This window comes from Ruegeria sp. YTSA168 (genome assembly GCF_059610045.1).
The window spans coordinates 37,691-62,514 of sequence record NZ_JBXWMW010000013.1 but is presented as its reverse complement, the minus strand read 5'-3'; the positions used below and the strand labels follow the sequence as shown (position 1 = coordinate 62,514).

Genomic DNA, 24,824 nt, shown 5'->3' with positions numbered 1-24,824 from the left:
CTTGCCCTGCCACATCGCCCTATGTCGACGCCGTAAGAGTGTGACCGATCCGATCACCTGTTGTCTGTGGCGTGGTTCACGGTCGCAATGACCTTCGCCGCAGGGGGAATTGGCGGCAAAGCCTTCCCCTTTTGCAAAGCTTTCGCTATTGCAAGCGCTGACCCGAATTTGTTGACGCAGGACGCATCCCATGGCGATGGAAAAGACATTCAACGCGGCCGAGGCCGAGGCCCGCATTTACGAGGCCTGGGAACAGGCCGGAGCCTTCAAGGCGGGCGCGAACAAATCGCGTGACGAAAGCTTTACCATCATGATCCCGCCGCCCAACGTGACAGGCGCTTTGCACGTGGGCCATGCGTTCAACAACACGCTGCAAGACATCCTGATCCGCTGGCACCGGATGCGTGGGTTCGACACACTATGGCAACCTGGTCAGGACCACGCGGGTATCGCCACGCAGATGCAGGTTGAAAAGATGCTGGCCGCAACGCAGCAGCCTGGTCGGCGCGAGCTGGGGCGCGAGAAATTCCTTGAGAAAGTCTGGGAGTGGAAGGGCGAATACGGCGGAACGATCATTGAACAGCTGAAACGGCTGGGGTCTTCCTGCGACTGGTCACGCAATGCCTTTACCATGGCGGGTGCAGCGGGCGACCCGCGCACGGGACACGAAAATTCCGCGAACTTCCACGACGCGGTCATCAAGGTCTTCGTCGACATGTACGAAAAGGGCCTGATCTATCGCGGTAAGCGACTGGTCAACTGGGACCCGCATTTTGAAACTGCGATCTCGGACCTTGAGGTCGAGAATATCGAAGTCGCAGGCCATATGTGGCACTTCAAATACCCGCTGGCGGGTGGTGAGACCTATACCTATGTCGAGAAAGACGAGGACGGGAATATCGTGCTTGAGGAAGAGCGCGATTACATTTCGATCGCCACGACCCGGCCCGAAACCATGCTGGGCGACGGCGCGGTTGCCGTTCATCCCTCGGATGAGCGTTACGCGCCCATCGTCGGCAAGCTGTGCGAAATCCCGGTTGGCCCGAAAGAGCATCGCCGCCAGATCCCGATCATCACCGATGACTATCCCGATCCCGATTTCGGCTCGGGCGCGGTGAAGATCACCGGGGCGCATGACTTCAACGACAACATGGTGGCCAAGCGTGGTGGCATTCCGATGTACCGCCTGATGGACACCAAAGGCGCGATGCGGGCCGATGGTGCACCTTACGCCGAAGAGGCCGACAAGGCGCAGGAATACGCGCGTGGCAAAGCGTTCACCGAGAACGAGATCGACGCGATCAACCTGATCCCCGACCACCTGCGCGGGCTCGACCGGTTCGAGGCGCGCGCAAAGGTCGTGGAAGAGATCACCGCAGATGGTCTGGCCGTCATGACGCGCGCGGATGATGCGCGTCTGGGTTCGACCGCTTTGAAGCCGGATTACGAAGGCGCGGACAAGCTGGTGCCGCTGGTCGAGAGCAAACCGATCATGCAGCCCTTTGGCGACCGCTCGAAAGTTGTGATCGAACCGATGTTCACCGACCAATGGTTCGTGGATGCCGAAAAGGTTGTCGGCCCCGCGCTGGATGCGGTCAAGAACGGTACGGTCAAGATCATCCCTGAATCGGGCGAGAAAACCTATTACCACTGGCTGGAGAACATCGAGCCCTGGTGCATCTCGCGCCAGCTGTGGTGGGGGCATCAGATTCCGGTTTGGTATGGGCCAAGTTTAGAAATTAACCAAACACCGGGCATGGCCGATTCCGAGGCTGAAAACTGGGATTCTCCGGTAGCATTTTGCGCTCCAACATTTGAAGAAGCCCAACAGCAAGCACAAAAGTACTATGATGAAAAATCGCGGTTCCCTATTACTGTTGCGGGTGAAGCCGAGGATCGGGAAAAGGCCGTCGCGCTCGGGCACGAGCACTTGGACGATATTGATCCAGTCTACATCTACCGCGACCCCGACGTCCTCGACACATGGTTCTCCTCCGGCCTCTGGCCCATCGGTACGCTGGGCTGGCCCGAGCAGACCGAGGAACTGGAATGCTATTTCCCTACCAGCGTATTGATCACAGGCGCGGATATCCTGTTCTTCTGGGTCGCCCGGATGATGATGATGCAACTGGCCGTAGTCGATCAGATCCCCTTCCACACCGTTTATCTGCACCAGCTCGTCCGCGACGAGAAGGGCAAGAAAATGTCCAAGACCACCGGCAACGTCATCGACCCGCTGGAGATCGTGGATGAATTCGGCGCCGACGCGCTGCGCTTCACCAATGCCTCAATGGCGGCCATCGGCGGCGTGCTGAAACTCAGCCGCGAGCGCATCACCGGTTACCGCAATTTCGGCACCAAGCTGTGGAACGCCGTCCGCTTTGCCGAGATGAACGAGGTCTTCACCGACGCCGTGCCGCAACTGGACGTGGCTGACCTGAAACCCAAGGCGGCCGTGAACCGCTGGATCATCGGCGAAACCGCCCGCGTGCGGGAAGAGGTCGACGCGGCGCTGGAAAGCTATCGATTCAACGACGCGGCCAACGGGCTTTACGCCTTTGTCTGGGGCAAGGTCTGCGACTGGTATGTGGAACTGTCCAAGCCGCTGCTGCAGGGCGACGACGCCGAAGCACAGGCCGAGACCCGCGCCACCATGCGCTGGGTTCTGGATCAGTGCATGGTCTTGCTGCACCCGATCATGCCCTTCATCACCGAAGAGCTCTGGAGCCTGACCGGCACCCGCGCCAAGATGGTTGTCCACGCCGACTGGCCGACTTACGCCGCTGCCGACTTGATCGACGCCGACGCGGATCGCGAAATGAACTGGGTGATCTCGGTGATCGAAAACACCCGCTCGGCCCGTGCGCAGATGCGGGTTCCGGCTGGCCTCTACGTGCCGATGCTGGTGACCGAGATCGACGCCAATGGACAGGCGGCATGGGGCCGAAACGAGGCGCTGATCAAGCGTCTGGCGCGGATCGACAGCCTGACCAAAGCCGACGAACTGCCCAAAGGCACCATTTCCATCCCCGCCCCCGGAGCCTCCTTTGGCCTGCCGCTGGCGGACATCATCGACATCGGTGCGGAAAAGGAACGGCTGGAAAAAGCCAAGGGCAAGCTGGCCAAGGAACTGGGCGGTTTGCGCGGGCGTTTGAACAACCCCAAATTCGTGGCCTCGGCCCCGGAAGAGGTTGTGGCCGAGGCCAAAGCCAACCTTGCCGCCCGCGAGGAAGAAGAAGCGAAGCTGAACGAGGCCCTCGCCCGTCTGGCCGAAATCGCCTGATCTTCATCTTTTCACAATCCCACAATTCGAAAACCCCGCCACATGCTATGGCGGGGTTTCCCTTTTCTCTGACGCTTTTGACCTTGTTCCCGGCAGGCTGCGGTTGTTAGCAAATGCAAGTGGCAAACCCTGAGGACGCAATGACACAGCGCTTTCCCCCGATGCAGACCGTTTCAACCGGGTTGGTGGTTGCCATCGTTGGGTTTTTTAGCTCCTTCCCGATTGTCTTGCAGGGCTTGACCGCAATGGGTGCCTCACCCGCTCAGGCCGCATCAGGCCTGATGTGCGCCGCCATCGCAATGGGGTTGGCCGCCATCATTCTCAGCACAGTCTACAAGCTGCCAATCAGCGTCGCGTGGTCCACGCCGGGGGCTGCACTGCTAGCTGTTTCGGCCACGCCCATAGAAGGTTATTCCGGTGCCATCGGAGCGTTCTTATGCGCCGGCGCTCTGACGGTTCTGGCCGGGCTCTGGAAACCGCTGGGGCGTTTGGCAGCGGCGATCCCCACAACGCTGGCGCAAGCGATGCTGGCAGGCGTGCTTTTGCCGCTTTGTCTGGTCCCTTTCAAAGCAGCGGTGGAGATACCTTGGCAGGCCCTGCCGGTGATCCTGACCTGGTTCATCGCAGGACGTTTCAATCGACTATTCGCCGTCCCCGCCGCCGTAATCGCGGCGGCCATTGTGGTGGCCTCGAATGCTGGAGGCGCCCAGTTGATGCCCGATCAACTGGTGGCTGCCCCGGTCTGGACCACGCCTAAGTTTTCAGTCGCGTCCGCAATAGGGATTGGTGTGCCGCTTTTTATCGTGACAATGGCAACACAGAACATCCCTGGCGTCGCAGTGATGCGCAGCTTTGGCTATGCGCCAGACGCTGGTCGGCTGTTTTCGTCCGTCGGTGGCGCAAGCCTGCTGTCGGCACCTTTTGGCGCACCCGCAACCTGCCTGGCCGCGATCACCGCCGCGATGTGCTCGAACGAAGACAGCCATCCCGACCCTGCTCTGCGCTATTGGTCCGCGATCATGGGCGGCGTGTTCTACTGCCTGTTCGGCGTCTTTGCGGTGGCGATCACCAGTTTCGCCACACACGCAGATCCGTTGCTTATGGGTACTCTGGCCGGTGTAGCCCTGATTGGTGTAATGGCCAACTCGATGCACGCAGCGCTGGACGTGCCTGCCGAGCGAGAGGCCGCCATTCTAACCCTGGCTATCACTGCCTCGGGCATCACCGTGTACGGGTTGGGGGCTGCGGTCTGGGGGCTGCTGGCAGGTGGAATCGCGTATCTTGTGTCAATCCGCGTGCGCTAGCGACTTTTAACAGCGCTTTATCGCATGTAGACTGCAAACATGTTTGGATCATTGGCAAAACTGGTAGAACACCAGATCAAGAAGGCGCAGACTGAAGGCCAGATGCAAGACCTGGAAGGCGAAGGGGCGCCTTTGCCAGATCGGTCAGGCGAGGCCCAAGGCGATCCCGGCATTGCGATCGGGCATCGGATCATGGCACAGGCCGGGGTGCTGCCAGAAGAGTTCAACATCAAGAAGGAACTGGACGCGGCACGCAAATCCTATGCTGATCTCATGGATCCGTTTGAGCGCAAATCTGCAATGGCAAAAATTGCCGACCTCGAGATGCGTTACCATATGGCACGTGACGCACGACGCGCCTTTATGCGCTAGATTTGGTCAGAAAACGCCCGACTAGATACAGAAATCGAATTTTTTGAAGGGTCTTTTGCGTTGGCAAAATCATACCCGTCCGCATGATGTATAGCGCCGAATTCCAAACCATTCTCTTTGGCACGTGCACAGAAGGCCGCGACGTCATCCACATCGAACACCAATTTGATCGCGACCTGTCCTTCGCGCGCAGATTTTGCCGCAGGGTGCAAGAGAAGGCGCAACCCGGTGTTTGGAGGAACCAACTCCACAATGCGATCCCCAGCGGTTTGTTGAGCCGAGTACCCAAAATACGTTTCATAAAATCGGATCATTTCATCCATGCGTTTGGTATAGATAATGATCCGAGCTATCGTGGCGGTAGTCATTTGAATTCCGGCTTTCGACCTTGCATCTGGGCCATAACAACCTCCATCTGGTCGGGCTTTCCGATCAGGTCCACTTGCTCTGAAGATTCTGCCAACAAAACATCCTGACGGCCCCTGGATTCGGCAACCTCGATCAGCCGTTTTGCGGCCCGGATTGCTGAGGGGCTTTGGCCTGCGATGTTTTCAGCCATCGCGAGGGCCTCGGTGAGGGGATCGTCAGACAATTTTGTCACCAACCCCCAGTCCGATGCCTGAGGCGCGCCGATGGGACGGGCAGTATAGGTCAACAGACGCAGCACATCAGAGCGAACCAACCGAGGCAGCAGGACCATGCCGCCCATGTCGGGTATGATGCCCCATTTCATTTCCATCACGGCCAGTTTGGCCTCGGGATGCGCGATGCGGATATCTGCACCCATTGCGATCTGCAGCCCGCCGCCATAGGCCACGCCCTGAATGGCGCAGATCACTGGAACCGGAACGCGGCGCCAGATCAGGGCAAGCTCCTGCATCTCATTGGCGTCTTCGTGGCTGCGGGTCATCAGCCATTCGGTTGGGTCTTTATGCGCCATGCTTGCAAAACTGGCCATGTCGAGTCCGGCGCAGAAACTTTTGCCCTCGCCCGACAGGACAACAGCGCGTGCATCGGATGTGGCGACCTCTTGCCCGGCACCCAACAAGGCCTTGATCATCGCGTCGTCCAGCGCGTTCATCTTGTCGCCCCGCGTCAGGGTGACATGGGCAATGTGATTGCGGTATTCGACGGATACGCGTGCCATGATGGCCTCCCAACATTGTTTGGACCAACATGACCCAAAATGGGGGTTCAGTTCCACTGCGACGTCAGGGCAATGCAGATGCTTGCCCCGACTGTGCGCATACGTTTATCTGCGCCTATGACTGGACCACGCTACACATCGCTTGCCCAAACCCTGCCCGCAACCGTGCCGTTTGTCGGCCCTGAAACCCAGGAACGTCAGCGCGGTGCGCCGTTTTCGGCGCGCCTTGGCGCAAATGAGAACGTGTTCGGCCCCTCGCCCCGTGCGATTGAAGCCATGCGTGGGGCCGGTGCAGAGATTTGGATGTATGGTGATCCCGAAAACCACGATCTGCGAAACGCCCTGGCGGATCATCATGGGATCGCCCCCGAAAACATCGTTGTTGGCGAAGGGATCGACGGGTTGCTGGGATACCTGGCGCGCCTGATTGTCGAGCCAGGCGATGCGGTTGTGACCTCGGAAGGGGCTTATCCGACCTTTAACTACCACGTCGCGGGCTATGGCGGCGTTTTGTACAAGGTGCCCTATGCTGGGGATCACGAAGACCTAAAGGCCTTGTTTGCAAAGGCAACCGAGGTTGACGCCAAGCTGGTTTATATGGCCAATCCTGATAACCCAATGGGCAGCTGGCACAGTGGCGCAGATATTGCCGCTACGATGAACGCCCTGCCTGAAGGCTGTCTGCTGGTGTTGGACGAGGCCTATGTGGAATGCGCCCCAGAAGGCACAGCAGCTCCGGTGCAAGCAGATGATCCGCGCGTCATCCGGATGCGCACATTTTCAAAGGCCTATGGCATGGCAGGCGCGCGGGTTGGCTACGCGATTGGTGCGCCCGAGTTGATTCTGGCCTTTAACAAGATACGCAATCACTTTGGCATGAACCGCGCTGCCCAAGCGGGGGCACTGGCCGCGCTAACAGATCAAGCTTGGCTGAGTGAGGTGCAAAACCGCATTGAAACCGCGCGCAGCCGCATTGGCGGGATTGCACAAGAGAACGGGCTGATCGCTTTGCCTTCGGCCACAAATTTCGTCGCAATTGATTGCGGTGAAGATGGCGATTTTGCCAAGGCGGTGTTGGCATCCCTCGTGGCGCAAGGCATCTTTGTTCGGATGCCATTTGTTGCGCCGCAGAACCGGTGTATCCGCATCAGTTGCGGTACCGAAGATGATTTAACGGCCTTTTCCAGGGCTTTGCCGATCGCGCTGCAGGCTGCACGGTCGGGCGAAGCATCAGGTTGAAGTAGGGGGCTCTGCCCCCGCCGCGCTATGCCCGACTCCCCCGAGATATTTATGGCCAGATGAAGGGGATCAGGTCGGCTCGGCCAAGGTTGCCGCCGCGGCCTCAAGCGCACCAGCGCCGCGCGGGATGTTCAAGGCCGCCATGGCGGTCTCCACACCGCCCAACATCGCCATGACCATCTGAGCGTTTACATGACCCATATGGCCGAGGCGGAAACAGCCGTCCCAGTCCTCCATCCCCAATCCTATGCCGAGCGTCAGCCCGAGGTGGTTTTCTGTAAAGTTGCGCAGCGCTGTGCCACGCCCTTCGGTCAGGCGCAGGGCGGTGACCGCATGACTGCGAAAGGCCGGATCGGTGACATTGAAATGGAGAGCACCGCCCTCCGCCCAGACCTTGCAGGCGGCCCAGATCGCTTTGGCGAGGTGTTCGTGGCGCGCCCAAACGTTTTCGATACCTTCCGCGTGAATGAGATCAAGCGCGGCGCGCAGGCCATAGAGGTGATGAGTCGGCGCGGTGCCGTCAAAGTATTGATAGAACAATTCAGGATTGGCGCGCGGTTGCCAGTCCCAATAGAGCGAGACACGAGGCATTGCGGCCCGTTTTGCCTGCGCTTTGTCGTTAAAGAAGACAAAGCCCATGCCGGGCGGTGTCATCAGCCCTTTTTGGCAGGCGGTGACTGTCACATCGATGCCCCAAGCGTCCATTTCGAACCGGTCGCACCCGAGTGAGGCAATGCAATCCGCCATAAGCAGCGCCGGATGGTTCAACTCGTCCAGCAGCGCGCGCAAGGCTGGGATATCATTACGGATCGAGCTGGATGTATCCACATGGACGGCAAGAACTGCCTTGATCTCATGTGCTTGGTCGGCGCGCAAAACATCCGCAATTTGGTCGAAATCCCACGGAGAAGATGTGCCAAAATCAATCGTTTTGACCTTGGCGCCGATCCCTTCGGCCATCTCGGCCCAGCCATAGGTGAAACGACCAGAGGCCGGGGCCAGAACGGTTTCGCCGGGCGCGATCACGTTCGACAGCGCGGCCTCCCATGTGCCGTGGCCATTGGCGATGTAGATGGCGACATTGTGGTTGGTGCGAGCCACGCGCTTTAGGTCCTGCGTCAGCGCAGGCATCATCTCGATCAGCTCGCCGTCGTAGATGTTGGGCGACGGGCGGTGCATGGCCTGCAGCACCGCGTCAGGCATGACCGAAGGGCCGGGAATGGCCAAATACTCGCGCCCATGTGCGAGGGAGTGTTGGTTTTTCATGAGGGCAACCTGCTTAACTTGTGGCCTACCCTAGCGTTTCGCCTTGCGGCGTCAATCCGTTAGGCCGGCGGCCTCGCGCGCAAGGGATTCGATCCCGGACCAATCGCCGTTTTGGACCATCTGCTTGGGCGCAACCCAGCTGCCACCTGCGCAGATTACGTTGGAGAGAGACAGGTAGTCGCGCGCGTTTGAAGGCGATACACCGCCCGTGGGGCAAAAACTGATTTGCGGCAGGGGCGCGCCGATGGCTTTCAGTGCGGAGGCTCCGCCCGAGGCTTCGGCGGGGAAGAATTTCAGCATATCATAACCCTTTTCCAGCAGGGCCATGGCTTCGCTTGCAGTGGCCGCTCCGGGCAGAAGCGGCAGGCCTTCGGCTTCGCAGGCGGCGATCAGGGTATCGGTCGCACCGGGTGAGACACCGAATTGCGCGCCAGCCTCTTTGGCAGCGCGAACATCGTCAGGGGTGACCAGTGTGCCGGCGCCGACGACACCACCGGGCACTTCGGCCATAGCGCGAATTGCATCGAGTGCGGCAGGGGTGCGCAAAGTGACTTCGAGAGCGGGAAGACCGCCTGCAACGAGCGCCTCGGCCAACGGGCGGGCGTGGGCGGCGTCATCCACGACCAGTACCGGAACGATGGGGGCTAGCGCGCAGATCTCGCGGGTGCGTTGGGTTTTGGACATGAGTTAAACTCCGAAAATACTGGCACCAGTGTCGGCGGAGCCGACATTTTGGCGGAACGCACCGAAGAGGTCTCGGCCAACGCCGTGCTGGTTGGAAGACAGATCAGCGGTCGCTGGGCTGCGGTCGAGGACGCCGGGGGTGAGAATTTCCAGCTCTCCCTTTACGGCGTCAACGCGCAACAGATCGCCGTCTTGAAGATAGCCGATGGCGCCACCATCCAGCGCCTCGGGGCAGACATGGATGGCTGCGGGAACCTTGCCCGACGCGCCTGACATACGGCCATCGGTGACCAGAGCGACCTTTTGGCCGCGGCCCTGAAGGATCGATAGCATCGGTGTCAGCGAATGCAGCTCGGGCATACCGTTGGCCTTCGGGCCCTGGAACCGAACAACGACGATAATGTCATCGGTGAACTCTCCGGCCTTGAAGGCGGCTTTGACGTCGTTCTGGTCGTGGAACACACGGACGGGCGCTTCGACCACTTGGTGTTCTGGTGCCACGGCCGAGACCTTCATGACGCCCGTACCCAGATTTCCCGTCAGGCGCGACAGGCCACCGGTAGGCTGGAACGGGTCCTTGGCGGGGCGGACGATCTTTTCATTCAGGCTGTGGCCAGCACCCTCTTCCCAGACCAAGTCGCCGTCTTTCAGCTTGGGTTCCTTGGTGTAGTTGTGCAGCCCCTGCCCCGCAACGGTCAGCGTGTCGGGGTGCAACAGCCCATCGTCAAGCAACGTGCTGATCGTAAAGCCCAAGCCCCCGGCGGCATGAAAGTGGTTCACATCGGCCAAACCGTTGGGATAGACCCGCGCAACCAGAGGGACCACGGCGGAGATGTCGGAAAAATCCTGCCAATCCAACATGATACCGCCCGCGCGCGCCATGGCGATCAGGTGGATCAGCAGGTTGGTCGACCCGCCCGTGGCCATCAAGCCAACGATACCATTGACGAAAGCGCGTTCATCAAGGATCTGACAAACCGGCGTGTAGTGATTGCCCAACGCGCTGAGAGACAGGGAACGGCGTGCGCCTTCCTCGGTCAGGGCATCGCGCAGAGGCGTGTTGGGATTGACGAAGCTGGAACCCGGCAGGTGCAGGCCCATGAACTCCATCAGCATTTGATTGGAATTGGCGGTGCCGTAGAAGGTGCAAGTGCCGGGGCCGTGATAGGCGGCCATCTCAGCCTTCATCAGTTCATCGCGGCCAACTTCTCCGGCGGCGAATTTCTGACGGATATTGGCCTTTTCATCATTGGGCAAACCGCTGGTCATAGGACCTGCGGGCAGGAAGACTGCTGGCAGGTGACCAAAGGCCTGCGCGCCGATGACCAGGCCAGGGACAATCTTGTCACAGACGCCCAGAAACACGGCGGCGTCATAGGTGTTGTGACTCAGCGCTACGCCTGTCGCCAAGGCGATCACGTCCCGCGAGAACAGCGAGAGTTCCATCCCGGCTTCGCCCTGGGTGACGCCGTCGCACATGGCGGGCACGCCGCCCGCGACCTGCGCGGTACCGCCTGCTGTGCGGATCGCATCGCGGATCAGGGCCGGGTAGCGTTCGAACGGCTGGTGCGCGGACAGCATATCGTTGTAGGCCGTGACGATGCCGAGGTTCCCAGCGGTGCCAGTGGCCATCGATTGCTGATCTTCGCCCGCACCAGCATAGGCATGGGCTTGTCCACTGCAGGACAGATGCGCGCGGGCCGGACCCTTGGATTTGGCCTGTTCCATCCGGTCCAGATGTGGACCGCGCAGATCGGCGCTGCGATCAATGATGCGCTTGGTAACGTTGGAGATAACAGTGTTGACCATGATTACCCTCCGATCTGGCGCCAGCGGCGTCCATCGCGATGCATCAGCATCAATGCTTCTTCGGGCCCTGAACTGCCCTGATCGTATTTCGCAGGTTTGTCGCCGCGCTGTTCCCAGCCGTGAATGATGGGATCGACCCAGGCCCAGGCGGCCTCGGCCTCATCCCCGCGCATGAACAAGGTCTGATCCCCACGGATCACGTCCATGATCAGGCGTTCATATGCATCGGGGGACTGACCATCATCGCCCAGCGCGTCGGCAAAGCTCATATCCAGCGCTACGTCTGACAGACGGAAACCGCCCTGCCCCGGTTCCTTAATGGTGGTGCGCAGGGTGATGCCCTCATCCGGTTGCAGGCGGATCACCAGCACGTTGCCGTGCAAAGGACCTACGTTGGGGAAAATCGTATGGGGCGGGTCGCGGAAGAACACGGCGATCTCGGATTCACGCGCCCGCAGGCGTTTGCCCGTGCGCAGGTAGAACGGCACCCCAGCCCAGCGCCAATTGCCGATATGCGCCTTCAGCGCGATATAGCTTTCGGTGCGGCTGGCGGGATTGCCCACGTGATCCAGATATCCATCGCCGCCCTTTTCGGTGCGATATTGACCGCGTGCGATATCCTTGGGCTCGACGGGCTCAAGCGCTTCGATCACTTTGACCTTTTCATCCCGCACCGCGTTGGGTGCGAATTTCGAAGGTGGCTCCATCGCCGTCAGACACAGCAATTGCACCAGGTGGTTCTGGATCATATCCCGCATCGCGCCGGATTGATCATAGTAAGCGCCGCGCCCCTCGACACCAACAGTTTCGGCCACGGTGATCTGGACGTGATCGACATGGGTGGCATTCCAGAGCGGTTCGAACAAAGAGTTGGCAAAGCGCAAGGCCATCAGGTTCTGCACGGTTTCTTTGCCCAGATAGTGGTCGATACGATAGATCTGATGCTCTTCAAAACAGGCGCGCAACCCTTCGTTCAACGCCTTGGCCGAGACCAGATCATGACCAAAGGGTTTTTCCACCACGATCCGGCTGTCTGGTGTGGCCAACCCATGATCGTGCAGACGTTGTGCAATGCCCGAAAACAAGCTGGGGCCTACCGACAGATAGAAAGCGCGCACCGCGTCAGAACGCAGCGTTTTCGCCAAATCAGGCCAACCTGCATCGCCCAGCGCATCCACCGGGACATAGTCGACACGTGACAGGAACCGGTCCAAAATGCCCTTGTCATATTTAGGGGCAAACTCATCCATCGACGCGCGCAGTTGTTTGCGAAACCCTTCACTGTCCATGTCCGAACGCGCCGTACCGATGATACGCGCATTTTCGGGCATCTGACCAACCTCAAATCGGTGATATAGCCCTGGCAGGATCTTGCGCTGCGCCAGATCGCCCGTCGCGCCGAACAGCACTAGGTCGAACGGATCGACTGGAATTACACGTGAGACCATGGCCTGGTTCCTTTTGCATCCACCTATGCCAGCCTATCATGACCCATGCTTTGGGAAGGTGACACTGCCATCATGAGAATGTTATCGCTAACATTTGTGGCCGTAATAAGAAGATAGACCCAAGAAATCAAGTATGGATTTGCGCAAAGCCCCAGGTTTTCCGGCTAGCCCTGGCTGCGCAACCATTCCATCACCGAAGGTCGAACGGATTGTTCGCCCCGGTGGCGCGCATCGGCGATGATCTTGCGCACCTCCTGAAGGTTCGAACGCAACAACAGGCTTTTCACCGGACCAATCGAGGCTGGACGCATCGACAATGTACGAATTCCCATCGCCGCCAGGCACAGGGCTTCAACGGGCCGGCCCGCATCCTCACCGCAGAAACTGAGCGGCGTATCGGAGATATCGCATCGTTCAACCACGCGTTCGATAAAGCTGAGGAAGCTGACATTCAGGGTGTCATACCGCCTGCGCACTAGCTCGTTTTCGCGATCGGCTGCAAAGAAGAACTGTTTCAGGTCGTTCCCACCAATGGAAATGAAATCGACCTCGTCAAAGAACTTCTGCGGAGCAAACCCCAAAGACGGTGTCTCAAGCATCGCACCAACTTCCAGCGTTTCGGGCAGCGCATGACCCAGCCGCTTTTCCCGCTCGATGGTCTTGTTGACCTCCCATCGGGCTTCACGGTACTCATCGGCCTGCGCGACGAAGGGAAACATAACGGTCAGGGGCCGCCCATTCGCGGCACGGATCAGCGCCTGCAACTGCATGCGCATCACGCCGCGCTTGTCCAGACCCACGCGGATCGCGCGCCAGCCAAGGGCCGGGTTCGGTTCGGCCACATGTTTCATATAGGGCAGTACTTTGTCTGACCCGATATCCAGTGTGCGGAACACCACACGTTTGTCGCCTGCTGCATCCAGTACGCGCTGGTACTGTGTCACCAACTCGGACCGCTTCGGCATCTGGTTTCGGATAAGAAACTGAAGCTCGGTGCGGAACAACCCAACCCCTTCGGCCCCCGAGTTATTCAGCGACGGCAGGTCTGCCATCAGGCCCGCGTTCATCACCAGGTTCATCCGCGCGCCGTCCTGCGTCACGCATGGTGTTTCGCGGATCGAAGCATAGCGTTCCTGCGCTTTGGCCTGCATGGCGATCTTGTCGCGGAAGGCGCTGACCACCGTATCCTCGGGGCGCAGGTGCACAACACCTTGGTCGCCATCAACCAGAATATGGTCACCATTCAGCGCCTCGGTCGTGATGCGCCCCACATGGACAACCAATGGGATCGCCAACGCTCGCGCAACGATGGTCGCATGGCTGCCCACAGATCCTTCCTCGAGCACGATCCCTTTCAGCGAGCGGCCATATTCCAGCAAATCACCGGGGCCTATATTGCGCGCAACTAGAATCGGATCAGGTGGCAGGTCTGAACTGTCAGTCTTACCCTGCCCTGTCAGGATTCGCAGCAGGCGGTTGGACAAGTCATCCAGATCGGCCAGACGCTCTCGCAGATACGGATCGGTCACCTGCCCCATACGGGCCCGCGCCTGTGATTGCTCTTTCTCAACCGCCGCTTCAGCGCTCAGGCCCAAAGCGATGTCTTCTTCCATCCGGCGCATCCAGCCTTTGGAATTGGCAAACATCCTGTAGGCTTCCAGTACTTTCAACTGGTCAGAATCCCCGCCCTGGGAAATCTCCAGCATCTTGTCGACGCCAACGCGCAGTTCTTCGACCGCCTCGATCAGCCGCTCCCGCTCGCGATGTGGATCATCGGCAATCGGGTTGGTGACAACAACGCGCGGCTCATGCAACCAGACATGCCCTTCGGCCGATCCTTCCTGTGCCGGTCCGCCCCGCAGCAGCACGGATTGCTGGTGCAACGGCGAGAGTGCAGCCCCTTCACCGACGAACGCGCCCAGTTCGGCCATTTCAGCCAACACCATGGCGACGACTTCCAGCGCATAGACCTCATCGGCGGAAAACTCGCGCGCCTCACGCGACTGAACGACCAGAACGCCCAGCTTCTGGCCTAGTCGTTGAACGGGCACACCCAGGAAAGACGAGTACCGTTCCTCGCCGGTTTCCGGCATATAGCGGAACCCCTTGGCCGAGGGCGCGTCAGCCGTGTTGACCACTTTGCTGTACTTGGCCACACGGCCAACCAACCCTTCGCCCATGCGCATGCGGGTTTTGTGAACCGCCTCCGGGGACAGCCCCTCAGACGCACACAGCTCCAGCGTTTCTTCATCACGGAACAGATAGATCGAGCAGACCTCGCACCGAATGCTATCCGCGATCAGATTGGTGATCCGGTCAAGCCTTTCCTGACCGGCGGCCTCGCTCGCCATTTCTTCGCGCAGCCGCCCCAGCAGCTTGCGGGATTCTGTTTCGGTGCCGTCTGCCATGGCCCAACCAATTTAGTGTGTCAGGCGAGATCCTTGGCTGATGTGCTCAGGCCGCCTTGTCCAGTTCAAAGGCATCATGCAGTGCCTGAACAGCAAGTTCCATGTATTTCCGATCCACCAGAACGGAAATTTTTATCTCAGAGGTTGTAATGACCTTAATGTTGATCCCCTCATCCGAGAGTATCTTGAACATTTTGGCCGCAACACCGGACTGAGAGCGCATCCCAATTCCAACCACCGAGACCTTGCAGACGTCATTATCAGCAACCAGTTCGGCATAGTTCAGATCTCCCGCATCCTTGATCGCCAGCAGCGCTTTTTCAGCGCGCGCCACCTGATCGGTTGGGCATGAGAATGTCATGTCCGTGCGCCCTTCGTCCGAAATATTCTGTACGATCATGTCGACATTGACGCCCTCATCACTGAGCGCGGTAAAGATGATCGACGCGATCCCCGGGCGGTCAGCCACCGACACCACAGTCATCTTGGCTTCGTCGCGGGAATAGGCCACACCGGCCACAACATTGGATTCCATGATATCCTCCTCGTCGCAGACCAGCGTGCCTGCATTGTCGGATTGTTCTTCGAAACTGGACAGCACCCGCAGGCGCACCTTATAGCGCATCGCCAACTCGACCGAGCGGGTCTGCAGAACCTTTGCGCCAAGAGAGGCCAGTTCGAGCATTTCCTCGAACGAGATTTTCTCAAGCTTGCGCGCCTTCTCACAGATACGCGGGTCCGTCGTGTAAACCCCATCCACATCCGTGTAGATGTCACAGCGCTCAGCCTCGAAAGCGGCGGCAAACGCCACGGCAGTTGTGTCTGACCCACCCCGGCCCAGCGTTGTGATACGCCCTTCAGGGCTCAGGCCCTGGAACCCGGCCACAACGGCCACTTTCATGCCCTCACCAAACTTCTGGTTGAGGTTGTCAGTCGGGATCTCCTCGATCCGCGCTGAGGAATGGGCGCCATTGGTCAGCAACGGCACCTGCCAGCCTTGCCAGCTGCGTGCCGGGATATCCATTTCCTGCAGCGTCAATGCCATCAGGCCTGCCGTCACATTCTCACCCGAAGACACCACCGCGTCATATTCTCGCGCATCGAACAAGGGAGAGGTTTCGTTGACCCAGCCCACCAGTTCATTCGTTTTACCGGACATGGCCGAAACAATGACGATCACGTCATATCCCTTGGCCACCTCAACGCCCACGCGCTTTGCCACGCGGCGGATGCGATCAAGATTGGCAACCGATGTGCCACCGAATTTCATCACGAGTACGGGCATGAGGCCAACTGTCTCCGTGCCTTGGGCTGTTAGTTCCGTGCCTCATATGCGAGGGGGGGATCAAGGGCAAGGCCGCAATCAGGCTTTGCCTGCGACGCAGAGCCGCTTTACAATCCGCGGGTACAATGTCAGCCTGCCCTTCGCAATCATTCCAAGAGGTTACTCATGCTCCGCTTTGCCGCCGCCTTCGCCGTTCTGTGCTCTCCCGCCTTGGCGCAGGATGCAAGCGTGGCCGGAACCGATGGTCAGAACGCTTTGGGCACTGTCCCGTGCGCGGCCAATGCCGGTGACCCGCTGCAAAGCTGCAATGCAGAACTTCGCCGCCGCGATGATGGCAGCGCCACCCTGGCAGTGGCCTTGGGCAATGGCGAGGTGCGCAACATCTATTTCACCGATGGCGTACCGGATTCCAGTAGTTCGCCTTCGAAACTCAGCTATGAAACACGCGGTGATCTGTTGATCATCTTCATCGAACCCGGAGAGGTTTACGAGCTTCCCAAGGCGGCACTGAGCGCTCAGTAAGCGTGCGGCTGGCCGTCATAAGTTTCAAAGCAGCCGGTATTGTCCAATGAGAGCGCGCCAAAGCGTTTGATGAGGCCCGAAACGGCCTGATCCACATGAATATCCGCTGACGATCCGCCCATATCCGTCTGCACCCAGCCCGGATGGTAAATCCCGACGGCTACCCCGTCGGCCTTCAGATCCGTTGCCAGATTGCGCCCCAGATTCAGCGCTGCCGCCTTCGACGCGCGATAGATGTAGCTGCCGCCCGGCGCACGGGTATGTGACGCCATTTGCGAGGAGAGAATGGCGATCCTTCCGCCAGCGGCCCGTATGTTCGGCAGCAAAGCTTGAACGGTCAGGAACACCCCGGTGACATTCGTCGCAAAACTCTGCGCCCACATGTCAGCCGGATAGCCCTCAAGGCCCTGCCCCTTGTCAAGATAGACGCCAGCGTTGCAGATCAACAGGTCCAGAGGCTGCCCCTGTAGCTGCTGCGCCATGGCCTGATGATGCGCGGTGTCCGAGACATCCAGCAGTATCTCTGCACTGTTGTCTCGGGCCGTGCCGGTGACACTATGCCCGTCGGCGCGATACCGATCTGCCAGGGCCTTGCCGATACCACGATTAGCCCCGGTGATCAGAACATGCATGGGTCAATTCGTCTTTCTGCTGGGCATAAAGGGCAATGGTGCAACGGGCACGCCATCTTCTATCAGCGCTTTCGCCTCATCAGGCTTTGCCTCACCATAGATCGACCGTTCGGGTGCCTCGCCCAAATGAATCTTCCGGGCCTCGCTGGCAAAATCTTTACCGACATAGTCCGAGTTCTCCTCAACCTTACGGCGCAGCTCGGCCAGAGCTTTCTCAATTTCAGGTGCGGGAGTCGCCACGCTGATCTCATTGGAACTGGCGGGCGGCGATGCCTCGGGTTTTGGCGCGGCCTTGCGCGCGGGGCGTACCCGAGGTGTCATGATCGCTTTTTCCACCTGCGAACATCCGCAGACCGCACAGGTCACAAGGCCAGCAGCTGCCAGCTTGTCAAATGCTTCGGCTGACTGGAACCAACTGTCGAATGTGTGGCCTTCGACGCATTTCAACGCGTATTGAATCATTTTTCACCCAAAAAAGCGATGGCCGAATAGATACCGACCAGCAAGGCAATATCAAGCCCTACGTAAGGCGTATCAATGCAGGCGCGACTTAAAGGCACGCAAAATGGTGGCAAGTTCGGGCGAGGCCACCTTGGATGCCGCTTTCTTAAGAGAGCACCATTGCCGCTTGCGCTGCCCTTTTTCCGGAAACTCCTGGGCCACGGTTCTCACGTATAGCGGGTAAACATCGACCATACACAGAACCGGCCCCTTTCTGGGTCGCATCTTTATGAAAGGGAACTGTCCCAGCGATTGGTCACCGCATTTTCCGACGACACCTGCCTCTTCCCAGGCTTCCCGCGCCGCGGCTTCGGATGCTGTCAGTCCAGGCATCAACCAACCTTTGGGGATGATCCAACGCCGGGTCTGTCGTGTTGTTATCAAAAGAACTTCGGGTTGGCCGCGCTCTATCCGATAACACAAAGCGGATACCTGCGGCAAAATCGCAAGCTTTTCCGTACCATGCCATAAATCGGATGAAAGTCCGGCGTCTATCACGACATCCCTTTCACAAGAGGTTCAAGCCTGTCTGCGAAGCCGCTATTCTTATCTTATTTTGCGGCCCTAGTGACCTTTGATACCACATCATGCGGTTCAAGCCAAGGTTCCCGGTGCCAAGCTACATCCTGGATGACAGCATCCGAACCAGCTGGTCGTGCGGAATATCAGCGTCAATCGCCAGCCGACGCAGACCAAAATGTACATGTGCGATCTGCTGATAGTAGCGGGTATAGATATAGTTGGTTCCACCACCAGCCAATGCTCCTAGAACCGGCACAGACTGCGCGGCAAGTTTTTGCCCCAGAACGATCGATAGCCGCGGCGCAACCGCTGCGATCAGGCGCTGCATGGCTGGTCCGGTCAGCGTCAGTCGAACGGAAAAGAACCCCAAATCAGCCCCATCATCATATGACAATGGGCCTGCTGCCGACAAAACACGAACGCAATCGAATTTGACGTTTTCCTCAGCCGGGTCAAAGCCTTCGCGCGCGGCCGCTCCCTGGATGGAACGCAACAACATCGCCGTGGTTGCTGGCAGTTCGACCAATGACGTCGACAAGCCACCAATGCCACCGGCCGCGCCCATTGCGGTGGTAACTGCTGTATTCACCCAAGGTGCTTGATCCGGAACAGCACGCCTTGACCCTTGCGCAGCCCGAATGGCCAACCAAAGTGCGCTCTCGGTTGCTCCGGTTAGACCCTGGCGTACGGGATCAGGCAGTTGGTCGATCAGGGATTCAGCCGACCCACCCAGTGCATTCAGCAGTCGAACCCCGGCACCGCCCGCGGTTCTATAATGCTGCGCCAAGCGGTCCAACTCTGCCTCGGCATCTATGTCTTCAACAAGAACCACGTCCTGCATCTGATCCCTCCGTTCTTTGAACAGATCGGGGTTTGCAGTCAGAGTTTCAATAGGTCAGCGTGTCCATCTTGTGACGAAACCCGCCACATTATCCCATCCGTCAGGGCTCAAATCCAACCCCAGAATACGATCCGGATTCGTTGGAGGCGGCATCTCGACACCTCTCAACCGGGCGAAGCCGAACCGGGAATAGTACGGTTCATCGCCCACCAGCATGACGCGCTGCCATCCCAGATCGCGCCCGGCCTCGAGACCGGCGTGGATTAGAAACCCACCCAAACCTTCGCCTTGGCGCGTCGGGTGCACGGCGACCGGCCCCAATAACAGCGCATCGTCTGTGCCGATATGGACCGGCCAGAACCTGATAGCACCCGCCAGAATGCCCTGCCCATCGCGCGCGATCAGAGACAGCCCGGAAACAGGCGGAACATCGTCGCGCAAGCGATAGGAAGACAGTGCCTCCCGACCTGGCGCAAAGCACAGGTCATAAAGGGCTTCAACCTCCCACCAATCGTCCGGCTCTTCCGGCCTGATCCCGAATTGCTGCACGCCTGCCCTCTTTTCCTTGCTGGCATTCGCCCTAGCACTTCGATACGCCTTGGGCAAACGCTTGGAGATCAGATGTTCTATCGCCCCGAAGACGGCCACGGACTGCCGCATAATCCTTTCAACGCCATCGTCACCCCGCGCCCGATCGGGTGGATTTCAACGCGCAGTGCTGATGGTATCAACAATCTGGCCCCTTATTCCTTCTTCAACGCCGTCGCCTATACCCCGCCGCAGGTTATGTTCGCCTCAACGGCGTCTAAGCCGGATCAGGATGGTACCAAAGACAGCGTTGCCAATATCGAAGCAACCGGTGTGTTCTGCGTGAACATTGTGGCTCAGGCCCATCAGGATGCCATGAACGCAAGCTCTGCCGCACTACCGAAAGACACGGATGAGTTTCACCATGCGGGCCTCACGCCGGAAGAATGCGAAACCATCCCCTGTGCGCGGGTCGCCAATGTCCCCGCGGCGCTTGAATGCAAACTGACCCAGATCGTCACCCTGCCAGGCGAAGCAAACCGAGTTGTTTTCGGCGAGGTTATCGGCGTGCATTTGCGCGATGACTGTATGAAGGATGGCAAGTTCGACGTGACCTCGTTTCAACCCCTGGCACGACTTGGATACCGCGACTATTCCGTGGTATCCGAGGTGTTCAGCCTATCTAGGCCCGATGAATAATGCCCCTGCCCCACGCCTCACGCCGATACCCGGTGACCCTGCCCAATGGAACCGAACATCCGGGGACTGTGTTCCTGAACCAGGCTATCGATCATCCTTGCATTGTTGCAGGTGACTACAGCTATGCCTCGGATTTCGACGCGCCAACGGATTGGGCCGCCCGCCTGGCTCCGTTTCTATTTCCGTTTTCGCGCGAACGACTCGTGATCGGAAAATTCTGTCAAATCGCCCATGGCACCCGCTTCATAACGTCATCTGCCAACCATGCGATGGATGGGGTGACGTGCTATCCCTTCCCGGTTTTTGATCCAGAGAAGCTGTTGGAGTATCAGCCAGACACGCGAGACACCGTAATCGGCAATGATGTCTGGATCGGTTACGGTGCCCTGATCCTGCCGGGTGCGAGGATCGGGGACGGGGCAATCATCGGTGCCGGATCGGTGGTGCGCGGGACGATCCCGCCATATGGCATCGCAACGGGTAACCCTGCCGAGGTTCGGAAGTTCAGGTTTCCGTCCGACATCATCGAGCGGCTGCTTGCCTTGGAGTGGTGGAATTGGCCCGCCGAGCAGATCGCGCGTGCCGAAGATGCGCTAGTATCAGGCGATGTTGATGCGTTGGAACGTATCGCGCGTTAAGAAAAAGGCGGCCACAATGGCCGCCTTTTTGGATCAGTGCCCGCCCAGAATTCCGGTTCGGACAGAGTAATCCACGGCCAGACCATAGTCCGGGTCATCGTCGCTATCGACCATCAGGTGACCCGCCTTATTGAGCAGCCTGTGGCAGTCGCGGCTGAGATGGCGCAGCATGACGCGTTTGCCGGCAGCTTCGTACTTGCCAGCGATGTTTTCGATGGCCTGCAGAGCGGATTGATCCACCACCCGGCTCTCGGCGAAATCCACAACCACGATATCGGGGTCGTTTGACACATCGAACAGTTCAACGAAACCGTCAGATGATCCGAAAAACAACGGGCCTTGGATTTCATAAACCTTGGCCCCTTTTTCAGTCTCCGAGTCGCGGGTAACAGCATGGATGCGCTTTGCGTTGTTCCAGGCATAGGCCAGCGCCGAGACGATCACGCCGACAACGACCGCAACCGCAAGGTCTTCCATTACCGTCACAACCGTGACCAGCACGATGACAAAGGCATCCGTCAACGGCACCTTTCGCATGATCTTGAATGAGTTCCAGGCGAAGGTGCCAATCACCACCATGAACATCACGCCAACCAGCGCAGCCAGCGGGATTTGTTCGATCAGCGGCGAGGCAAATAGAATAAAGATCAGCAGGAACAAAGCCGCCGCGATCCCGGCAATCCGCGTACGACCGCCGGATTTCACGTTGATCATCGATTGCCCTATCATCGCGCAGCCGCCCATGCCGCCGAAAAAGCCAGTTACGATATTTGATGCGCCCTGGGCGATACACTCCTGCGAGGCCCCGCCGCGTTTGCCCGTGATCTCGCCCACAAGGTTCAGGGTCAGCAGGGATTCGATCAGACCGATGGCCGCCAGAATGACCGCATAGGGCAGGATGATCTCAAAGGTTTCCCAGTTCAGCGGAACCATCGGAATGTGAAAGGCAGGCAGACCGCCCTCAATTGACGCCAGATCGCCAACGCGCGGAACATCCAGACCGAAACCGATCACAAGCGCCGCAACAACCAGGATGCCTGCCAGAGGCGCGGGGATGATGCGCGTGACACGCGGCATCGCCCAGATCACCGCCATGGTCAGCGCCACAAGACCCAGCATGGTATAAAGCTGCATCCCCGACAGCCATTCACCGCCGCTCATCCCGTGGCCGGTGTTTTCCATGGTGCCGGGTACTTTGAACTGGCCCATCTGGGCCAGAAAGATCACAATCGCCAGACCGTTCACAAAGCCCAGCATCACCGGATGCGGCACAAGGCGAATGAAGCGGCCCCAGTGCATGGCACCAGCGATGACCTGCAAGATGCCCATCAGAACAACGGTCGCGAACAGATACTCGACCCCATGCTGCGCGACCAAGGCCACCATGACGACAGCCAAAGCCCCCGTTGCACCCGAGATCATACCGGGGCGACCACCGATCAGGGCGGTGATCAGGCCAACCAAAAAGGCCGCGTAGAGGCCGACCAGTGGGTGAACTCCCGCAACAAAGGCAAAGGCCACCGCTTCGGGAACCAGAGCCAGCGCAACGGTCAGACCTGACAACAGCTCGATCCGCAGGCGCGAGACGGTCAACCCCTCATCCGGTACCCAACGCAGATCAGGTTTGGCTATACGGTTGGCAAAGCTTGCCAGCATGGCTCGGGGCATGGGACGGTCCTGTGGATCATTATGTTCGCGCGAAAGGGGCCTTCTACCGGTTAAGGTCCGGTTGAGATACCACATCAGCGGGAATCCGATATGCGCTTGACGCATAGCTAGGTAAGGTTTGCTCGATGTCGCACACAAACGGTTGACTGCACTTGCCAATTCGCCCGCCGCCCCGCAGAAATCGGGTATCAGATTTTCGCAGCGGAGGCCAAACGTGACCCAAACCAAAATCGCCGTCATCGGGGGATCAGGCATTTATGACATCGATGGGCTGGAAAACGCAGAATGGGTATCGGTTGACACCCCATGGGGCGCCCCATCGGATCAGATCCTGACCGGGTCGCTGGACGGCGTCGAGATGGCCTTTCTGCCTCGTCACGGACGTGGGCACGTGCATTCGCCAACCGAGGTGCCCTATCGTGCGAATATTGACGCACTGAAGCGTCTAAAGGTGACTGATGTCATCTCGGTCTCGGCCTGCGGATCGTTTCGTGAGCAGATGGCGCCCGGTGACTTCGTGATCGTTGATCAGTTCATTGACCGGACGTTTGCGCGCGAGAAAAGCTTCTTTGGCACAGGTTGCGTGGCGCATGTGAGCGTTGCCCACCCGACGTGCCCAAGGCTCAGCGATGCGTGTGAGGCCGCCGGTAAGTCCGCAGGCATCACCATCCACCGCGGCGGTACCTATCTGGCGATGGAGGGGCCACAGTTCTCAACACTTGCCGAATCCAAGATGTATCGCGAACAATGGGGTTGTGATGTGATCGGCATGACCAATATGCCTGAAGCGAAATTAGCTCGTGAGGCCGAGCTCTGCTATGCCTCAATTGCGATGGTTACGGACTATGACAGTTGGCATCCTGACCATGGCGAGGTCGATGTGACGGCCATCATCGCAACCCTAACCGGAAATGCCGAAAAAGGCCGCGCTTTGGTCAAAGGCCTGCCCGCTTTGTTAGGGGCTGGGCGTGCGCCCTGCCCGCATGGCTGCGACAGGGCGCTGGAATATGCGATCCTGACAGCGCCAGAGAAGCGTGATCCTGCCTTGCTGTTCAAGCTGGATGCGGTGGCAGGCCGGGTTCTATAACCCTGGCCCTGCCACCTGTCTCACGTTAGTTCGACGCCATTGCGGTCAGCAAGTCCTTCTCGCGGATCACGTTCAGGAAGTCACGAACCCGCACATCCATTGTTTGCCCATAACTGTCCGGGCATTTTGGGTTTGGATCGAGACGCGCCTCGGGGTTCACTCCGCGGCAATGGGAGAGTTGCGAGAAGTCCCCAACCGAAATCCCATCAGAACGGAACTTTACTCCAATCGTGACACGCTGGATGCGCTCACGCCCCGGAACAAGGGCCTGCTCGTGTGAGAGCAGTTGAGTTTCGATCAATGAGTTCGTCACGATGCACACTTTGGCTCTGGCCATCAGCGCACGGGCCAGTTCGCAGGCACAGCTATCCTCGGTATGCGGCATCACGTCATCTCTTTCGAGGCGAGATACAGTACCGGTAAACCGAATGCGTTGACTGCCTTCAAACTCCTGCAAATCAGGTTCAATCTCGTCGCCAGAAAAGCGAGCGTGCGTACGTTCGACCAGTTTGACAAACCCAGGCAACGTTTCTTTCAGCCCGTTAACGTATTCACTGTTTTTGTAATAAGTATTCTTATCCCCCGTTGAGATATTCATCTGACATAACCGCGTCATTCGCTGCCCATCCGCAGAAACACGAACAAGGTCTCCTGCTTCAAACGGGGCTGCGGTTAGCTGTACATTCATTCCGTGATATTTGATCACATCGCCCTTGTGCACATCAGACAGTATGAAGAATACAAACCAACCGGCAACAAACAGGCACGCAATCAAGACAAACACGGACAATCGAGCCGCAAGTCTGCGTGTCATCAGATCACCTATGAACTCGGGCAGCAAAAACCGCTGCCGCAAGCATATTTACCCTCACCGCAGGAAGCGAAAGAAACGGTTGGAACAAAGGTTAACACTGCGCAAATCAGCGCCTTAGAGAACAATT

General features: G+C 58.7%; 23 protein-coding genes. 8 read left to right on the top strand and 15 right to left on the bottom strand.

Going from position 1 to position 24,824, the window contains the following annotated elements; genetic code table 11:
- The first annotated feature begins 190 nt into the window (after nucleotides 1–190).
- The 3 genes from AC2FFE_RS17985 (at nucleotide 191) to AC2FFE_RS17975 (ending at nucleotide 4,959) form a co-directional block, all read left to right on the top strand.
- Nucleotides 191–3,283 carry a valine--tRNA ligase gene (locus tag AC2FFE_RS17985; RefSeq protein WP_496847282.1) on the top strand — a complete coding sequence of 1,031 codons (3,093 nt, stop codon included), beginning with the start codon at nucleotides 191–193 and terminating at the stop codon, nucleotides 3,281–3,283.
- A gap of 140 nt (nucleotides 3,284–3,423) precedes the next feature.
- Nucleotides 3,424–4,587 (top strand): benzoate/H(+) symporter BenE family transporter, encoded by a 1,164-nt coding sequence (locus tag AC2FFE_RS17980; protein ID WP_496847281.1) that lies wholly within the window; start codon nucleotides 3,424–3,426, stop codon nucleotides 4,585–4,587.
- A 39-nt stretch (nucleotides 4,588–4,626) separates the two neighbouring features.
- On the top strand, nucleotides 4,627–4,959 hold the full coding sequence (locus AC2FFE_RS17975) for a DnaJ family domain-containing protein (protein ID WP_496847280.1): 333 nt from the start codon (nucleotides 4,627–4,629) through the stop codon (nucleotides 4,957–4,959).
- Here AC2FFE_RS17975 and AC2FFE_RS17970 read toward each other — a convergent pair.
- Together AC2FFE_RS17970 and AC2FFE_RS17965 are read right to left on the bottom strand one after the other, a co-directional pair.
- On the bottom strand, nucleotides 4,956–5,327 hold the full coding sequence (locus AC2FFE_RS17970) for a VOC family protein (protein WP_496847279.1): 372 nt from the start codon (nucleotides 5,325–5,327) through the stop codon (nucleotides 4,956–4,958). The two genes, AC2FFE_RS17975 and AC2FFE_RS17970, sit on opposite strands and share 4 nt — an antisense overlap.
- Nucleotides 5,324–6,106, bottom strand: coding sequence for a crotonase/enoyl-CoA hydratase family protein (locus AC2FFE_RS17965; RefSeq protein WP_496817224.1), 783 nt, complete (start codon nucleotides 6,104–6,106; stop codon nucleotides 5,324–5,326). Before AC2FFE_RS17965 ends, AC2FFE_RS17970 begins: the two co-directional genes overlap by 4 nt.
- Nucleotides 6,107–6,223: 117 nt before the next feature.
- Here AC2FFE_RS17965 and AC2FFE_RS17960 point away from each other — a divergent pair, with 117 nt between their 5' ends.
- Entirely contained in the window at nucleotides 6,224–7,345 is a 1,122-nt protein-coding gene (locus AC2FFE_RS17960) for a pyridoxal phosphate-dependent aminotransferase (RefSeq protein ID WP_496847278.1), read from the top strand.
- A 69-nt stretch (nucleotides 7,346–7,414) separates the two neighbouring features.
- Here the strand turns inward: AC2FFE_RS17960 and AC2FFE_RS17955 are convergent, their stop codons facing one another.
- The 6 genes from AC2FFE_RS17955 to AC2FFE_RS17930 all read right to left on the bottom strand — a co-directional run bounded on the left by AC2FFE_RS17955 (nucleotide 7,415) and on the right by AC2FFE_RS17930 (nucleotide 16,245).
- Nucleotides 7,415–8,611 (bottom strand): pyridoxal-phosphate-dependent aminotransferase family protein, encoded by a 1,197-nt coding sequence (locus tag AC2FFE_RS17955; RefSeq protein ID WP_496847277.1) that lies wholly within the window; start codon nucleotides 8,609–8,611, stop codon nucleotides 7,415–7,417.
- A gap of 51 nt (nucleotides 8,612–8,662) precedes the next feature.
- Nucleotides 8,663–9,295 carry a bifunctional 4-hydroxy-2-oxoglutarate aldolase/2-dehydro-3-deoxy-phosphogluconate aldolase gene (locus AC2FFE_RS17950; protein WP_496847276.1) on the bottom strand — a complete coding sequence of 211 codons (633 nt, stop codon included), beginning with the start codon at nucleotides 9,293–9,295 and terminating at the stop codon, nucleotides 8,663–8,665.
- 3 nt (nucleotides 9,296–9,298) lie between these two features.
- Nucleotides 9,299–11,104, bottom strand: a complete 1,806-nt coding sequence (edd, locus tag AC2FFE_RS17945) for a phosphogluconate dehydratase (RefSeq protein ID WP_496847275.1) — start codon at nucleotides 11,102–11,104, stop codon at nucleotides 9,299–9,301.
- Between the two features lie 2 nt (nucleotides 11,105–11,106).
- Nucleotides 11,107–12,552 carry a glucose-6-phosphate dehydrogenase gene (zwf, locus tag AC2FFE_RS17940; RefSeq protein ID WP_496817219.1) on the bottom strand — a complete coding sequence of 482 codons (1,446 nt, stop codon included), beginning with the start codon at nucleotides 12,550–12,552 and terminating at the stop codon, nucleotides 11,107–11,109.
- Between the two features lie 164 nt (nucleotides 12,553–12,716).
- A complete protein-coding gene (gene ptsP / locus AC2FFE_RS17935) occupies nucleotides 12,717–14,960 on the bottom strand; it encodes a phosphoenolpyruvate--protein phosphotransferase (protein ID WP_496847274.1) in 2,244 nt (747 codons plus the stop codon).
- A gap of 46 nt (nucleotides 14,961–15,006) precedes the next feature.
- Complete coding sequence (locus tag AC2FFE_RS17930; RefSeq protein ID WP_496817217.1) at nucleotides 15,007–16,245, bottom strand: aspartate kinase; 1,239 nt, start codon at nucleotides 16,243–16,245, stop codon at nucleotides 15,007–15,009.
- Nucleotides 16,246–16,410: 165 nt separating this feature from the next.
- Between AC2FFE_RS17930 and AC2FFE_RS17925 the strand changes: the two genes are divergently transcribed.
- Entirely contained in the window at nucleotides 16,411–16,767 is a 357-nt protein-coding gene (locus AC2FFE_RS17925; protein ID WP_496817216.1) for a hypothetical protein, read from the top strand.
- Here AC2FFE_RS17925 and AC2FFE_RS17920 read toward each other — a convergent pair.
- The 5 genes from AC2FFE_RS17920 to AC2FFE_RS17900 all read right to left on the bottom strand — a co-directional run bounded on the left by AC2FFE_RS17920 (nucleotide 16,761) and on the right by AC2FFE_RS17900 (nucleotide 19,812).
- Nucleotides 16,761–17,399: an SDR family NAD(P)-dependent oxidoreductase gene (locus AC2FFE_RS17920; RefSeq protein WP_496817215.1), complete on the bottom strand. Its 639-nt coding sequence runs from the start codon at nucleotides 17,397–17,399 to the stop codon at nucleotides 16,761–16,763. The genes AC2FFE_RS17925 and AC2FFE_RS17920 overlap by 7 nt on opposite strands.
- Nucleotides 17,400–17,402: 3 nt before the next feature.
- Nucleotides 17,403–17,861 carry a DUF1178 family protein gene (locus AC2FFE_RS17915; RefSeq protein ID WP_496817214.1) on the bottom strand — a complete coding sequence of 153 codons (459 nt, stop codon included), beginning with the start codon at nucleotides 17,859–17,861 and terminating at the stop codon, nucleotides 17,403–17,405.
- A gap of 72 nt (nucleotides 17,862–17,933) precedes the next feature.
- Nucleotides 17,934–18,398 (bottom strand): NUDIX hydrolase, encoded by a 465-nt coding sequence (locus AC2FFE_RS17910; protein ID WP_496817213.1) that lies wholly within the window; start codon nucleotides 18,396–18,398, stop codon nucleotides 17,934–17,936.
- 121 nt (nucleotides 18,399–18,519) lie between these two features.
- Nucleotides 18,520–19,263: an EcsC family protein gene (locus tag AC2FFE_RS17905; RefSeq protein ID WP_496817212.1), complete on the bottom strand. Its 744-nt coding sequence runs from the start codon at nucleotides 19,261–19,263 to the stop codon at nucleotides 18,520–18,522.
- 54 nt (nucleotides 19,264–19,317) lie between these two features.
- Entirely contained in the window at nucleotides 19,318–19,812 is a 495-nt protein-coding gene (locus AC2FFE_RS17900; protein ID WP_496817211.1) for a GNAT family N-acetyltransferase, read from the bottom strand.
- Between the two features lie 72 nt (nucleotides 19,813–19,884).
- Here AC2FFE_RS17900 and AC2FFE_RS17895 point away from each other — a divergent pair, with 72 nt between their 5' ends.
- Nucleotides 19,885–20,490: a flavin reductase family protein gene (locus tag AC2FFE_RS17895; protein ID WP_496817210.1), complete on the top strand. Its 606-nt coding sequence runs from the start codon at nucleotides 19,885–19,887 to the stop codon at nucleotides 20,488–20,490.
- On the top strand, nucleotides 20,490–21,128 hold the full coding sequence (locus tag AC2FFE_RS17890) for a CatB-related O-acetyltransferase (protein ID WP_496817209.1): 639 nt from the start codon (nucleotides 20,490–20,492) through the stop codon (nucleotides 21,126–21,128). The genes AC2FFE_RS17895 and AC2FFE_RS17890 overlap by 1 nt, the downstream gene beginning before the upstream one ends.
- Nucleotides 21,129–21,161: 33 nt before the next feature.
- On the opposite strand, the gene AC2FFE_RS17885 is transcribed toward AC2FFE_RS17890, so the two are convergent.
- Complete coding sequence (locus tag AC2FFE_RS17885; protein WP_496817208.1) at nucleotides 21,162–22,796, bottom strand: SulP family inorganic anion transporter; 1,635 nt, start codon at nucleotides 22,794–22,796, stop codon at nucleotides 21,162–21,164.
- A 214-nt stretch (nucleotides 22,797–23,010) separates the two neighbouring features.
- On the opposite strand from AC2FFE_RS17885, the gene AC2FFE_RS17880 reads away from it, so the two are divergent.
- A complete protein-coding gene (locus tag AC2FFE_RS17880; RefSeq protein WP_496817207.1) occupies nucleotides 23,011–23,883 on the top strand; it encodes an S-methyl-5'-thioadenosine phosphorylase in 873 nt (290 codons plus the stop codon).
- 25 nt (nucleotides 23,884–23,908) lie between these two features.
- On the opposite strand, the gene AC2FFE_RS17875 is transcribed toward AC2FFE_RS17880, so the two are convergent.
- Complete coding sequence (locus AC2FFE_RS17875) at nucleotides 23,909–24,697, bottom strand: hypothetical protein (RefSeq protein ID WP_496817206.1); 789 nt, start codon at nucleotides 24,695–24,697, stop codon at nucleotides 23,909–23,911.
- Between the last annotated feature and the right edge of the window lie 127 nt (nucleotides 24,698–24,824).

Excerpts from the sequence above, each read along its gene's own strand:
- AC2FFE_RS17985 (WP_496847282.1), top strand. The coding sequence starts at position 191 with ATGGCGATGGAAAAGACATTCAACGCGGCCGAGGCCGAGGCCCGCATT.
- AC2FFE_RS17980 (WP_496847281.1), top strand. The coding sequence starts at position 3,424 with ATGACACAGCGCTTTCCCCCGATGCAGACCGTTTCAACCGGGTTGGTG.
- AC2FFE_RS17975 (WP_496847280.1), top strand. The coding sequence starts at position 4,627 with ATGTTTGGATCATTGGCAAAACTGGTAGAACACCAGATCAAGAAGGCG.
- AC2FFE_RS17970 (WP_496847279.1), bottom strand. The coding sequence starts at position 5,327 with ATGACTACCGCCACGATAGCTCGGATCATTATCTATACCAAACGCATG.
- AC2FFE_RS17965 (WP_496817224.1), bottom strand. The coding sequence starts at position 6,106 with ATGGCACGCGTATCCGTCGAATACCGCAATCACATTGCCCATGTCACC.
- AC2FFE_RS17960 (WP_496847278.1), top strand. The coding sequence starts at position 6,224 with ATGACTGGACCACGCTACACATCGCTTGCCCAAACCCTGCCCGCAACC.
- AC2FFE_RS17955 (WP_496847277.1), bottom strand. The coding sequence starts at position 8,611 with ATGAAAAACCAACACTCCCTCGCACATGGGCGCGAGTATTTGGCCATT.
- AC2FFE_RS17950 (WP_496847276.1), bottom strand. The coding sequence starts at position 9,295 with ATGTCCAAAACCCAACGCACCCGCGAGATCTGCGCGCTAGCCCCCATC.
- edd (WP_496847275.1), bottom strand. The coding sequence starts at position 11,104 with ATGGTCAACACTGTTATCTCCAACGTTACCAAGCGCATCATTGATCGC.
- zwf (WP_496817219.1), bottom strand. The coding sequence starts at position 12,552 with ATGGTCTCACGTGTAATTCCAGTCGATCCGTTCGACCTAGTGCTGTTC.
- ptsP (WP_496847274.1), bottom strand. The coding sequence starts at position 14,960 with ATGGCAGACGGCACCGAAACAGAATCCCGCAAGCTGCTGGGGCGGCTG.
- AC2FFE_RS17930 (WP_496817217.1), bottom strand. The coding sequence starts at position 16,245 with ATGCCCGTACTCGTGATGAAATTCGGTGGCACATCGGTTGCCAATCTT.
- AC2FFE_RS17925 (WP_496817216.1), top strand. The coding sequence starts at position 16,411 with ATGCTCCGCTTTGCCGCCGCCTTCGCCGTTCTGTGCTCTCCCGCCTTG.
- AC2FFE_RS17920 (WP_496817215.1), bottom strand. The coding sequence starts at position 17,399 with ATGCATGTTCTGATCACCGGGGCTAATCGTGGTATCGGCAAGGCCCTG.
- AC2FFE_RS17915 (WP_496817214.1), bottom strand. The coding sequence starts at position 17,861 with ATGATTCAATACGCGTTGAAATGCGTCGAAGGCCACACATTCGACAGT.
- AC2FFE_RS17905 (WP_496817212.1), bottom strand. The coding sequence starts at position 19,263 with ATGCAGGACGTGGTTCTTGTTGAAGACATAGATGCCGAGGCAGAGTTG.
- AC2FFE_RS17895 (WP_496817210.1), top strand. The coding sequence starts at position 19,885 with ATGTTCTATCGCCCCGAAGACGGCCACGGACTGCCGCATAATCCTTTC.
- AC2FFE_RS17890 (WP_496817209.1), top strand. The coding sequence starts at position 20,490 with ATGCCCCTGCCCCACGCCTCACGCCGATACCCGGTGACCCTGCCCAAT.
- AC2FFE_RS17885 (WP_496817208.1), bottom strand. The coding sequence starts at position 22,796 with ATGCCCCGAGCCATGCTGGCAAGCTTTGCCAACCGTATAGCCAAACCT.
- AC2FFE_RS17875 (WP_496817206.1), bottom strand. The coding sequence starts at position 24,697 with ATGACACGCAGACTTGCGGCTCGATTGTCCGTGTTTGTCTTGATTGCG.